The organism is Streptosporangium nanhuense (assembly GCF_059358815.1).
The window spans coordinates 75554-87960 of record NZ_JCADBG010000001.1; the positions used below are offsets into that span (position 1 = coordinate 75554).

Annotated in this window: 9 protein-coding genes; all 9 read right to left on the reverse strand. The window is 72.4% G+C overall.

All coding sequences use genetic code 11. The features are described 5' to 3' along the window. Nucleotides 1-94: 94 nt before the first annotated feature. Nucleotides 95-541 carry a VOC family protein gene (locus AC5L38_RS00305; RefSeq protein ID WP_495240682.1) on the reverse strand — a complete coding sequence of 149 codons (447 nt, stop codon included), beginning with the start codon at nucleotides 539-541 and terminating at the stop codon, nucleotides 95-97. Continuing rightward, a complete protein-coding gene (locus tag AC5L38_RS00310; RefSeq protein WP_495240683.1) occupies nucleotides 532-1524 on the reverse strand; it encodes an NAD-dependent epimerase/dehydratase family protein in 993 nt (330 codons plus the stop codon). The genes AC5L38_RS00305 and AC5L38_RS00310 overlap by 10 nt, the downstream gene beginning before the upstream one ends. 68 nt (nucleotides 1525-1592) lie before the next feature. Further along, nucleotides 1593-3842: a SulP family inorganic anion transporter gene (locus AC5L38_RS00315; protein WP_495240684.1), complete on the reverse strand. Its 2250-nt coding sequence runs from the start codon at nucleotides 3840-3842 to the stop codon at nucleotides 1593-1595. 72 nt (nucleotides 3843-3914) lie between these two features. Further along, on the reverse strand, nucleotides 3915-5495 hold the full coding sequence (locus tag AC5L38_RS00320) for a hypothetical protein (RefSeq protein WP_495240685.1): 1581 nt from the start codon (nucleotides 5493-5495) through the stop codon (nucleotides 3915-3917). A gap of 183 nt (nucleotides 5496-5678) precedes the next feature. Then, nucleotides 5679-6245: a YbhB/YbcL family Raf kinase inhibitor-like protein gene (locus AC5L38_RS00325; protein WP_495240686.1), complete on the reverse strand. Its 567-nt coding sequence runs from the start codon at nucleotides 6243-6245 to the stop codon at nucleotides 5679-5681. A 302-nt stretch (nucleotides 6246-6547) separates the two neighbouring features. Beyond that, nucleotides 6548-6841: a hypothetical protein gene (locus AC5L38_RS00330; protein WP_495240687.1), complete on the reverse strand. Its 294-nt coding sequence runs from the start codon at nucleotides 6839-6841 to the stop codon at nucleotides 6548-6550. A 1-nt stretch (nucleotide 6842) separates the two neighbouring features. Next, nucleotides 6843-10100, reverse strand: a complete 3258-nt coding sequence (locus AC5L38_RS00335) for an SNF2-related protein (protein ID WP_495240688.1) — start codon at nucleotides 10098-10100, stop codon at nucleotides 6843-6845. Nucleotides 10101-10410: 310 nt separating this feature from the next. Next, on the reverse strand, nucleotides 10411-11220 hold the full coding sequence (locus AC5L38_RS00340) for an ABC transporter permease (protein WP_389917649.1): 810 nt from the start codon (nucleotides 11218-11220) through the stop codon (nucleotides 10411-10413). Beyond that, nucleotides 11217-12200 carry an ATP-binding cassette domain-containing protein gene (locus tag AC5L38_RS00345; protein ID WP_495240689.1) on the reverse strand — a complete coding sequence of 328 codons (984 nt, stop codon included), beginning with the start codon at nucleotides 12198-12200 and terminating at the stop codon, nucleotides 11217-11219. Before AC5L38_RS00345 ends, AC5L38_RS00340 begins: the two co-directional genes overlap by 4 nt. Between the last annotated feature and the right edge of the window lie 207 nt (nucleotides 12201-12407).

The following is a 12407-nucleotide window of genomic DNA, read 5'->3' on the forward strand; positions in this document are numbered from 1 at the left end:
GGAGCGTGGACCGCCGTCCGGCATTCGGGGGACGGAGCCGGACAGCGATGAATCTATGCGTCCACCAACAGGATGTATGCGTAGAAATGCATGCTTACTGCAGACAGAACTCATTGCCCTCGGGATCGGTCATGACGGTCCAGTACTCGCCGTACTCCTCCACCGTCCGCACCTCGACGGCCCCCAGGCCGGCGAGCCGTCCCACCTCCGCCTCCACGAGCTTGCGGCGCTCCTCCAGCGGCGTATCGGGCGAGCCGCCCACGTTGACGTCCAGGTGGACGCGGTTCTTGGCGGTCTTGCCCTCGGACACGCGCTGAAAGTAGAAGCGGGGCCGCCCCTCGGCCGGGTCGACGATGGCCGACCGGCTGGAACGCCTCTCTGCGGGGATGCCCTGCGACTCCTCCCACGCCTCCCAGCTGTCGAACCCCTCGGGGGGCGGCTGGAGGCGGTAACCGAGGGCTTCGGCCCAGAAGGCGGCGAGCGACGGCGGGTCGTTGGCGTCGAAAGTGATCTGGATCTCCATGGAGACCCCTATGCCCACTCGGCGAGGATTCTGGCCTCCTTCTCGGGATCGATGCCGTGCCTGCCGAACGACCGCTCGGCCGGGGGGACGTCACGGAGCCACGCCCAGGTGTCCCGTACGGTCTCGGCGACCGGGCGGCAGGTCAGCCCGGCCGCGAGGGCCTTCGCCGACGACGGCAGCCAGACCGCGGCGAAGTCGGCGTTGTCGGGGGCCCAGATCGGGAACTCCGTCCACGGCTGCACCTCCCGGTCGAGCAGGAACCGGTCGTCGGCCCAGACGAACTCTGCGTCGGAGCCCGTCACCGCGCGGCACTCGGCGAGCCAGCCGCCGTAGGTGATGTTGCCCGGCACCCCGCCGGCGAGGAAGCGGTCGGCCTTCCCGGCCTCGGTGCGGTCGAGGACGAACGCGGCGAGGTCGCGCACGTCGATGACCTGCATCGCGCGGCCGGGGTCGCCCGGAGCCAGGACCCGCCCGCCCCGGGAGATCCGGTCCAGCCACCACGGCAGGCGGCCCACGCCCTCGTACGGGCCCAGGATGAGACCCGGCTGGATGATCAGCGCCTCGCCCTCGAAGCCCTCCTCCACCGCCCGCTCGCACCCGGCCTTGAGCGCGCCGTACTCGCCGTCCTCCGGCCCCGCGTCCGGCGCGCACTCGAACCGCGGCGAGCTCTCGTCGCACTCCCTGGCGGGAAAGTCGGCGATCGCCGAGATGCTGGAGACGTAGGTGTAGACGCCCGCCCGGCCGTTGAGCCTGCGCACCGACTCGCCGACCAGCCTCGGGACCCTGCCGATGACGTCGATGACGGCGTCCCACTCCCGGCCCTCCACCAGGCGGTCGAGGTCGGCCGCCACCTCGCGGTCGCCCTTGACCGCCTCCACGCCCGGAAGGTCCACCCCGCTGAGCCCCCGGTTGAACGTCGTGACCTCGTGCCCGCGCCGCAGCGCCTCTTCCGCGACCGCCCGGCCGACGAAGACCGAACCACCGATGATCAGGATTCTCATAACGCCTCATCCTGGGCGGCCCGCCGGCGCGTGACCACAGGCTTTCACCCGTGGCGCAAGGCATCCGCTCAGAGCGGACGGCTCGTGATCGGAGGATGCTCCAGCAGGTGCACCCGGGCGGTGCCGATGTCGAAGTACATGCCGACCAGCTCCAGGTGCCCGGCGCGGAACAACCGGTCCACCTGCGGGTAGGTCCGCAGGTTCTCCAGCTGCTGGATCACGTTGACCCTGCACAGGCGGTCCAGCGGCCCGTCGTCCTCACCGGCGCTCTCGCCCGCGATGAACCGCGCCAGCGTGTGGTTGCCGTGGCGCAGCCAGCGGCCGAACGCGGGCAGGCCCGCCGCCTTCTCGCCCCCGCTGAGCAGCGCGGCCATCGCCCCGCAGCCCGAGTGCCCGCAGACCGTGATGGTGCGGACGTTGAGCGCGCTCGTGGCGTACTCGATCGTCGCCGCCACCGAGTCGTCCGCGGGCACCGACCCCAGCCGGGGCACCAGGTTGCCGATGTTGCGGACGGTGAACAGGTCGCCGGGGCCGCTGGCGGTGATCAGGTTCGGCACGATGCGGGAGTCGGCGCAGGTGATGAAGAGATGCGAGGGCTCCTGCCCGCGGGCCATGTCGTGCAGGAGGGGACGGACCAGCGGCGCCGTACGCCGGTGGAACTCCCGCGCCCCGGCCAGCAGGTCGGGCACGGCGGGACTCTCCTCGCGGAGCGCCTGCCGGGCGGCGACCAGCGGCCGGCCACCCATCCGCTGCCCGTTGCGCCGGTGGGACCAGGGCAGCCACCACCGGTCGGGGGCGTGGGGCGGCGTCTTGGCGGGGAGCACCCGCACCCCGCTGGCCGCCATGGCGTACCACTCGTCGTGGATCTCGTCGATGTTCACGGTCCCGCCGGCGCGCTCGTACTCGTTGCGCCAGTCGTGGATGGCCTCGAAGGCCGCGTTGTCCATGAAGTCGATGTTCAGGTCGAGGTCGACCGCGGCCCCCGCGGGGATCGCCCGCAGCTCCGAGGTGAGCGTGGGCACCCCCAGGAAGGTCAGCGAGCCGGCGATCACCACGTGCCAGCGGCCGTCGGGCTCGGCCATGGCCCGCACGGTCACCCGGGTGAGGCGGCGCAACGCGAACAGCGCGGCGAGACCGAGGCCGACCAGCACGCCCTCGGCGAGGCCGAGAAGCACCACCCCGGCCATCGTGACGACGTACACCGGGACCTCGCTGTGGCCGCGCAGGTTGCGCAGATGCCCCATGTTGACCATCTGCACGCCGATGAAGACCAGCAGCGCGGCCAGCGCCTCCATCGGGATCAGCGCGATCATCCACCCCAGCCCGACCGCGAACAGCAGGATCCAGACCCCGTGCATGATCGTGGACCAGCGGCTGCGGGCCCCGGCGCGGACGTTGGTGGTGCTGCGGACGATGACCCCGGCCACGGGCAGCCCGCCCAGCGCGCCGGTCACGATGTTGGCCACGCCCTGGCCGGTGAGCTCCCTGTCGAGGTCGGAGCGCCTGCCGTCGTGCAGCTTGTCGACGGCCACCGAGCAGAGCAGCGACTCCACCCCGGCCAGCAGGGCCACGAGCAGCACCGCCCCGATGATCCCGTGCCAGTCGCCCCGGGGCCACACCGGACTGGCCCAGGAATCCAGGCTGGCCGACAGGTCGATCCGGGTGACCTCCCAGCCGAGCGCCCAGGCGGTCACCGAGGAGGCGAAGAGGGCCGCGAGGGGCGCGGGGAGGTTGCGCAACTGCTGCGGCAGGCGGGTCCAGGCGACCAGGACCGCGATGGTCAGCAGGCCGACGAAGACCGCGTGCGTGTGGTTGTGGATGATCTGCTGGGGCAGCTCGATCAGGTTCTCGATCGCCGAGCGCTGCGGGCTCCCGCCGAGCACCACGTGCAACTGGGACAGGGCGATCACCACGCCCACCCCGGCCAGCATGCCGTGGACCACGGCGGGGGAGACCGCCAGCGCCGAACGGGCGACCCGGCAGACGCCCAGCAGCAACTGCAGGACGCCCGCGAGCAGAGTGATCATGCAGGTGGCCCGCCAGCCGTACGTGATCACGAGGTCGGCCACCACCAGGGAGAGCCCGGCCGCCGGCCCGCTCACCTGGACGACGGAGCCGCCCAGGAAGCCCGCCACGACGCCGCCCACCACGCCGGCGATGAGCCCCGCCGCCAGTGGCGCTCCCGAGGCGACCGCGATGCCCAGCGAGAGGGGCACGGCCACCAGGAAGACCACCAGGGAGGCGGGCAGATCATGCCGCAGCACGGAGCCGAGGCCACCCGCTGTCAGAACACCGTCACTCTTCGTGTCCGTCTCCATGGGGCAGACCTTACGGTGCTGCCCCTCGCCCGCCGGGCGTTTACCGGAGGCTTTTACGGAGGGCGGAAAGAATCAGCGGTAATAGTCGGGGTAATCGGGCTCCTGGGCCGCCCGGTGGTGGTTGCCCCGCGAGCTCGCCCGGCCCCGCGCGTCGGTGCCGGTGGACGCGGGCTCGGGGGCCGGCGCCGTTCCGTAGAGCTCGCCGTAGCTCGGCCAGCTCGCCGCGTCACTCCCGTTGGGAGTGCCGGGCTCCGGCCACGCGGCCGGGCTGGCCGGAGTGGCCGGACGGGGCTCGTAGCCGTACCCTCCCGGCGTTCCGCCCGTCGCCGCCCCGCCCCGCGGGTCGGCCGGACGGTCGGGGGTGGGGGAGAAGGTCCGGGAGGGGCCGGTCGGGGTGGAGACCGCCGGGCTCGGGCCGGTGATCGCGTCGTCCTCGATGGTGGCCCAGCCCGGGCTGACCTCGTACGGGCCGGTGGTCGGAGCGCTGTAGACCGGCGTCTGGTACGAGGAGTAGGACGGGCCGGGGTCGTCGAGGATGTCGGCGGTGTTCGCCGCCGGCCAGCCCCCCGACGAGGGGTTCGTGGCCTGAGCCCACGGGTTGTCCGCCGCGTTGCCGGTCTTGGGCGGCTGCGGCGGGGTGCGGTAGGAGGCGGCGAGCGGGTCGGGCACGGCCGCGGCGGGGAAGCCGCCGCTGGTCGTCGGCCCCATGGGGGGCATCGGAGCGCCGGGGCGGGCGCCGGACGGGCCTGGGCGGGCGCCGGGGGCGCCGTTGCCGTTCGCCGGGGAGGCGGCGCCGCTGGGCCGGGAGCCCGCGGAGCCCGCGCCACGGCGGGAGTAGGAGGAGCCGAGCGGGTCGTTCAGCGGGTCGGGCCGGGACGGTCCGCCCTGGGCGGGCCTGGGCGGACCGCCGTTGCCCTGGGCGGGCTGGGCGGCCTGCTGCGAGGGCGCCCTGTTGCCGCCGCGACGGGAACTCGCCCGGGAGGGGCGGCTCTCGCCGAAGGCGCCGGGAGTGGGAGCCGCGAAGGTCACGGTCTTCTGCTCGGCGAGCGAGGCGGCGGTGGGAGCCGGGTTCGGCTGGACCGGGGCCACCAGGTCGGAGAGGCCGGAGGGCAGCGAGGCGGAGGCGATGGCCGGTTCGGGGGCGGGCCTGGCCGGGGTGGCCGGGGGCCGTTGCGGGGTGCCACGGGACGGCTGGGGCCTGGTCGGCAGCGGCGCCTGCACGGTCACCGCGTCGGCGTCGGCCTTCTGGTCGTCCTGCTCGACGGGACGGCTCGCGCCCATCCGGGCCGCCAGGGACCCTCCGAAACCGCCCTCGTCGGCCTGGAGCCGCGTCCAGTAGTCGTCGTCATAGTCGTCAACCTGGCCGAACTCGTTCAGCCCGCGCTTGCCCCGGGAGCTCGGCGGCCGCGGCTGGCGCGGTGGCTTCGGCTCGTCGAACGGGGTCAGATCGGGGGTGAAATGGTTCATCTTCGGTTCTCTGGTGGCGAAGTCGTCGCTGGACATGGTCGGAGTCAGCGCCTCCTTCTCCGCCATCTCCCGCAGACGCTCCGCGGGGAGTGCGCTCTCCCTGCGGTTCATCGACCGCATTCCCAGTGCCACGACGACGAGCACGAGGAGCACGACGGCGACCAGGCTTACTACGACCGCGATCATTGCACCACCCTCAAGGCCATGGCCTTACAGCGGCGCCGGTGAGATCGCGCGGCCATCGACGCGACCTGCCCCCATGCATCACCTGCGCTTGGACATTGGATCTGATTGTGTCGGACCACTATGAGCGTTGTCACACCCTAAGTGAAGAATTGGTAACCATTACTACCTCCGGTGTTTGGGTAGTCACTCGATGTGTGCCGCGGTGAGCCGCCCCCAGGCGATCGTCTTGTCCGCGATGTTCTTCAAGGTCGCGTCGAGGAGAGCTCCCTTGCGAAGATCGACCTCGCCGTCCAGCGCGTAGACAGTGAAACGATAGTTCTCCTGGGCGTCGCACGGAGGGCTATAGCCCACCTTGCCGCTCGTCGTGCTCCCTTCAACGGCTCCCACCGGGACGCTACCCTCCGGTAGCTCGTTAGTGCGCGGATCGATGCCGAAAACGACCCAGTTCACCTCGCCGCCCGTCCGGGAGTTGTTGTCCACCACGATCGCGACGGACTTCGTCCCCTCCGGCACGCGAGACCAGCGGAGCGGCGGGTTACCGGCCGAACCCTTGCACGAGTAGTCGGACGGCAGGGGGCCGCCGTCTCTGACCTGAGGGCTGGAGACGCTGATCGGCTCCAGCTGCAACCGCTCCGTGGAGGCCATGCCGTTCGCCATCCCGCAGCCTGAGGACATGACGACCAGCGCCGCGGCCACCGCCACTTTCGGGGTGTGCCGCGGGCGGCGCGTAGACGTTTTCGGCTGCCCCATGCCCGATGATGCTACGCGGGTCTGGAAGATGTGCAGACCGGATCGCGAGGTTCTGCCGCAAGGAAAAAGACGGAAATAAGGGGAAATCGAGGGGCGGAAGGGGTTGGAGTGATTTTCAAAACGAGTTTCGCCGCCTACGGCTCGCCCCCCGTCCAGTGCCCGTTCACCGCCCGTCCCCCCGGCGGCTCGTCCGTGTCGCGGTGGAGTTCCGGGAGCCACGGGGCCGTCCGAGACGCGCGAGGCCCCGGGATCCGCGAGGTCCCGGGAACGCCTCGGGAACAGGGCGCGGCGGGCCCGAGGTCTCAGTCGCCGCCCAGCTCCCGGTAGGGCTTCCTGAGCAGGTCGACCAGCGGGATGTGCCGCACCTTGACCGCGGGCGGCTCCAGGGCCCGCAGCAGCAGGTCGGCCGGGGCTGCGGTGACGTCGGGCCGGGGCCGCAGGCGGTTCAGGGAGACGGCGGGGGAGTAGAAGTCCCCGATCCGCTCGTCGAAGGTTCGCTCCTCGGAGGTCCGCTCGCCGGGGGGCCGCTCCCCGGGGGTTCGCTGCTCGGAGGTCCGTCCGTCCGGCGGCCTGTCGCCGGCTCCGGTGCCGTCCACGTCAGCTCACCGCCCCGGGACCGAGCCGGAACAGGTCGCGGAGCTGGTCGGTGGACAGGTCGGCGATCCAGTCCTCGCCGGTGCCGACCACGCTCTGGGCCAGTGCCTTCTTGCGTTCGATCATCTCGTCGATCCGTTCCTCCAGGGTGCCCAGGCAGATGAACTTCCTGACCTGGACGTTCCTGGTCTGGCCGATCCGAAAGGCCCGGTCGGTGGCCTGGTCCTCCACGGCGGGGTTCCACCAGCGGTCGAGGTGGACGACGTGGGTGGCGGCGGTCAGGTTCAGGCCGACTCCGGCCGCTTTGAGCGAGAGCAGGAACAGCATCGGCTCGTCGTCGTTCTGGAAGCGTTCGATGAGGGTGTCGCGTTGGCGTTTGGCCAGTCCGCCGTGCAGCCACAGCACCGGCCGGTCCAGGTGGGCGGCCAGGTAGGGCTGCAGCAGGGCGCCGAACGCGGCGTACTGGGTGAAGACCAGGGCCTTGTCGCCCTCTGCGACGATCTCCTCGGCCAGCTCCTCCAGCCGGGCCAGCTTGCCCGACCGGCCGGCCAGCCGCGAGCCGTCCTTGAGCAGCTGGGCGGGGTGGTTGCAGACCTGTTTGAGCTTGGTCATGGTCGCCAGCACATTGCCCCGCCGCTCGATGCCCGTGGAGGCGTCGATCTTCCCGAGCATCTCGCCGGTCACGGCTTTGTACAGCTCGGCCTGCTCCGGGGTGAGCGTGCACCAGACCTTCATCTCCTGTTTGTCCGGCAGGTCGGAGATGATCGAGCGGTCGGTCTTGAGCCGTCGCAGCACGAACGGGCCGGTGGCCCGCTTCAGCGCGGCGGTGGCGTCGGGGTCGCCGTCGCGCTCGATCGGCTCCTGGTAGCGCTTCCTGAACCGTCTGGCCGGGCCGAGCAGGCCGGGGTTGCAGAACTCCATGATCGACCAGAGCTCCGCCAGGTGGTTCTCCACCGGCGTGCCCGTCAGCGCCAGCCGGGTGCGGGCGGGAATGGAGCGCACCGCCCTGGACTGCTGCGCCGAGCTGTTCTTGATCGCCTGCGCCTCGTCGCAGACCACCCGCTCCCACCCGAGCCCCGCGAGCGCCCCCAGGTCCCGGAGCGCGGTGCCGTACGTGGTGACGACCAGGTCGGCCTCCCGCACGGCGGCGGCCAGCTCCTCGTCGCGCCTGCGCGTGCCGCCGTGGTGGACGTGGACGCGCAGCGACGGGGCGAACCTGGACGCCTCCTTCTGCCAGTTGCCGAGCAGCGACATCGGGCAGACCAGCAGCGTCGGGGCGGGAGTGCCGGTCTCGCGCTCGGCCAGCAGGAGCGACAGGGTCGAGACGGTCTTCCCCAGACCCATGTCGTCGGCCAGGACGCCCCCCAGGCCGAGCCCGGACAGGAAGCTCAGCCAGGACAGGCCGCGCTCCTGGTAGGGGCGCAGGGATCCGCGCAGCGCCCGGGGTGTGGCGACCGGGGTGAGACGGCGGTCGGCCTCACCGGACAGCAGGTCGCCCAGGAGGCCGTCCGCGTCGACCGCGATCAGCGGCAGCGTCTCGTCGCCGCCCTCCACGACCTCGCGGATCACCTCGCCGACGGTCCTCTCGCCGCCGCCGCGCTGCTCGATCACCTTCAGGGCCGCCTTGACCTGCTGGTCGTCGAGCTCGACCCACCGGTCCTCGACCCGTACCAGGGGGATGCGCAGCCCGGCCAGCCCGGCCAGCTCCTCCGCGCCGATCGTGTGACCGCCGACGGCGACGTCCAGCCGGACGCTCACCCGCCCGCCCAGGCCTTCGCCCCCGCCCCCGCCCCCGTCGCCGGTGAGCGTGCGGGTGGTCAGCTTCAGGCCCAGCCCCTGGCGCCCGGCCCAGGCCGGCAGCCGTACGCCGTATCCCGCCGCCCTGAGCACCGGAGCGCCGTTGCGGAGGAACGAGAACGCCCACGCCGTCTCGACCGTCAGGGCGACCGGCTCGGCGGCGCGTAAGGCGACGTAGAGATCGGGATGAAGGCGTACGGCCCGGCCGAGGTCGGCGCGGATCAGCTCCTCGGGCCGCTCGGGCAGCCACGGCGCCCGCTCGCCGGCCCGGATCCGCTCGGCCGACAGGTATCGGGCGGGCTCGCGGCCCTCACGCCCCCGGCCGGTCCCGCCGGTCCCGCCGCGCCCGTCGCCCCCACCACCTTCGCCTTCCCGCTCTCCGGTGTGCTCCGCGCCGCCTTCGCGTTCCCGGTCTTCCGCCTGCTCCCCGCCGTCTTCGTCTCTTTGGTCTTCCGGGCGTCCCCCGCCGCCTTCGCGTTCCCCGCCGGAGGTGGCGTCCAGGTCATCCGCCGGGGCGAGGCCGAACTCGACCCTCCAGGAGTCGCCGTCGTCGTCGGGTTCGATCAGCCGGAAGCAGAGCCTGACCGGGCCGCCCAGCTCGTGTGCCGAGTCGAACCAGCCGGTCAGGGCCTCGCCGAGCGCTGTGACCTCGTCCTGCCGGGCGCCGGGGAGCGAGGCGTCCTCGCCGGTCAGCGCGTACAGCCAGCGGTCGGGCAGGGCGGCCTTGGAGCCGGGACGGTTGCCGAGGATCAGGCGGCCGGGCAGCGACAGCCGCGCCGCGCCGTCGACCAGGCCGTTCAGGACCTCGCCCAGCACCTCCCCCGGAGCCCTCTCACGCACCGCCGCCCTGCACACCGGCGGCATCGCGCCGGCGAGGCCGGGCAGCGCGGCCAGGTCGGCACCGGTCAGCACCGGGCGCCAGCGGGCCGCGTGGACGTCGCCCTCGGCGACGAGCTGGGGCAGGATCCGGCCGCGCCGGACCAGGCCGCGAGCGTGCTCGGCGACCACGGCGAGGTAGCGCAGCGAGAGGGCGGGCTCCCACGCGAGGTCGTCGGCATCCTCGGCGCCGCCCGTGCTCCCGGCACCGAGACCGGCGGAGACGGAGCCGAGGTCCGGCAGGGAGCCGAGCAGGCGGAGCGCGTCGGCCGGACGGAACAGCAGGGCGGGGACCTGCCAGGCGGAGATCCTCGGGCTCCGGGCCCGGCTCGCCAGGCCGGACTCGGGAGAGGGCAGCGGGCCCGACGCCGAACCGGGGAGCAGGAGAGCCAGTTCCCCGGCGACGGCCGTGGTGTTCGTCAGGACGGTGACGCTCCCGGGGCTCGTGACGCCTGGGGTCCGCGCGGCGGCCGTGGTGTTCGTCAGGGCCGCGACGCTCCCGGGGCTCGTGACGCCTGGGGTCCGCGCGGCGGAGGGGGCGCCCGTGGCGGCGGGGACACCCGTGACGGCCCCCTGATGGGCCGCCACGCCCCCGCGAGCCCCGCCCGCACCTCGGGGGAGGGCCCCACCCGAAACTTCACTCAGAGGCTCATTCAGGGCTTCTGTTGGTAAATCACCCAAAATGCCACTGAGGGCGGCGGTCAGCGCGGCCGTGGACGCCGCGAAGGGGTGCGGGCGCAGGGCGGCACGGGAGACGGCCGTGGGGGTCCGGGCGGTGTCCTCCGCCCAGACCCCCACGAGTCCGTCCACCCACACGCCATGGACCACGAGCACGTGACCACCTCTGGTTCTCCGTCATGCGGCGGGCGCCACCCCCCGGGCCCGGCCTGCCGACAGACTAGACGTGGCTGCGGAATGCCCGGATCGCCAGCGGGGCGAAGACCACCGCGAAACCCACGGCCCAGAGCAGCGAGAAGAAGGTGGCCTGGCCGACGTCGCCGCCGATGAGAAGGCCGCGGATGGCGTCCGCCAGATGCGTGACCGGGTTGATGTCCGACCAGGTCTTCAGCCAGGACGGGAAGGTGGCGGAGGGCACCAGCGCGCTGCTGGTGAAGGTCAGCGGCATCATCGTGGAGAAGGAGATCATCTGCACCTTCTCCGGGCTGGAGGCCTTCAGGCCGATCAGCACCGACATCCAGGACATGGCCAGGGCGACCACGACCAGCAGGGCCAGCGCGCCCAGCAGGCCGAAGACGCTGGTGGTCACCCGGAAGCCCAGCACCATGCCGAAACCGATCAGCAGGGCGAACGCCCACACCTGCTTGACGGTGTCGGCGATGATGCGCCCCGACAGGGGCGCGGTGCGGGCGATGGGCAGGCTGCGCAGCCGGTCGAAGACGCCCTTGGTGATGTCGGTGTTGAGGCCGATGGCGGTGGACAGCGTGTAGAACAGGGCGTTCTGCACGAGCAGGCCGGGCAGGGCGAACTGCAGGTAGTCGCCGGTGGACCCGGAGATGGCGCCGCCGAAGACGTAGGTGAACAGCAGCAGGAACATGATGGGCTGGATGCTCAGATCCAGCAGCTCCCACGGGTTGTGCTTGATCTGGACCAGGCTGCGCCAGGCCAGTGTCATGGTCTGCTGCAGCGTGGCCAGGGGGGTGACGCGCTTGGCGGCCACCTGCGGGATGGTCGTCGTCAGCGTGGTCATGCGAAGGCCTCTTCCTTCTGGGGGGTGCCCTCGTCGTCGGGGGCGCCGTCGTCCGGCAGGCGGCCGGTGAGGGACAGGAACACCTCGTCCAGGCTGGACTTGCGCAGCGCGAGCTCCGAGGCGACGACGCCCTGGTCGTCGAGGAGGCGCACGATCGCGGGGACCGCGGCGGGGTCGTGGACGGGGGCGGTGGCCTTGCCGCCGCTGAGGTCGGGCGTCTCGCCCAGCACGTCGGCCATGACCTTGCCCACCAGGTCGAGGTGCTCGGCCCGCAGGGGGCGCACCTCCATGACCTGGGCGCCGGTGGCCGCCTTGAGCTCGTCGGAGGTGCCGGAGGCGATGACCTTGCCGTGGTCGAAGACGACGATGTCGTCGGCGAGCTGGTCGGCCTCCTCCAAATACTGGGTGGTGAGCAGCACCGTGACGCCGTCGGCCATCAGGCCGCGCACCACGCTCCACAGGTCGGTGCGGCTGCGCGGGTCGAGCCCGGTGGTGGGCTCGTCGAGGAAGAGCACCTGGGGGCGGCCGACCAGGCTGGCGGCCAGGTCGAGGCGGCGGCGCATGCCGCCGGAGTAGGTCTTGGTGGCACGCCCGCCGGCGTCGGACAGGTCGAAGCGCTTCAGCAGCTCGTTCGCGCGGGCCCGGGAGCCGGCACGCGTCATGCCCAGCAGGCGGCCGATCATCATCAGGTTCTCGACGCCGGTGAGCATCTCGTCGACGGCGGCGTACTGGCCCGTCAGGCCGATCAGCGAGCGCACCTGGTGTGCCTGACGCGTCACGTCGTAGCCGCCGACGCTGGCGGTGCCGGCGTCGGGGCGCAGCAACGTCGCCAGGATGCGCACCGCGGTGGTCTTGCCCGCCCCGTTGGGGCCCAGCACGCCCAGCAGCCGCCCCTGCGGCACGACGAGATCCACCCCGTCGAGCGCGCGGGTCTCCCCGTAACGCTTCACCAGACCCTCGGCCCGGATCGCATCGGTCATCTTTCGCACCTCTCCGTAATCTTCGGACCTCCAGCATGCCCTGTGGCACCGACACTTCCGGCGTCCAGCTGGAGAAGAGAGTGCGAAGGAGCGCGGACGGATCATCGGAGAGCGGCCGGCCGGGAGCCGTCGTCCCGGGGAACCCGTCCACGGGTCCGCGGCGCCGCCGCCCGCGGTGCCCGCGGGACCCTTTCCGTGACGCGGCCG

Bases quoted from the DNA above. Each gene is read 5' to 3' on its own strand.
- AC5L38_RS00315 (WP_495240684.1), bottom strand. From the start codon at position 3,842: ATGGAGACGGACACGAAGAGTGACGGTGTTCTGACAGCGGGTGGCCTC.
- AC5L38_RS00340 (WP_389917649.1), bottom strand. From the start codon at position 11,220: ATGACCACGCTGACGACGACCATCCCGCAGGTGGCCGCCAAGCGCGTC.
- AC5L38_RS00345 (WP_495240689.1), bottom strand. From the start codon at position 12,200: ATGACCGATGCGATCCGGGCCGAGGGTCTGGTGAAGCGTTACGGGGAG.
- AC5L38_RS00320 (WP_495240685.1), bottom strand. From the start codon at position 5,495: ATGATCGCGGTCGTAGTAAGCCTGGTCGCCGTCGTGCTCCTCGTGCTC.
- AC5L38_RS00310 (WP_495240683.1), bottom strand. From the start codon at position 1,524: ATGAGAATCCTGATCATCGGTGGTTCGGTCTTCGTCGGCCGGGCGGTC.
- AC5L38_RS00325 (WP_495240686.1), bottom strand. From the start codon at position 6,245: ATGGGGCAGCCGAAAACGTCTACGCGCCGCCCGCGGCACACCCCGAAA.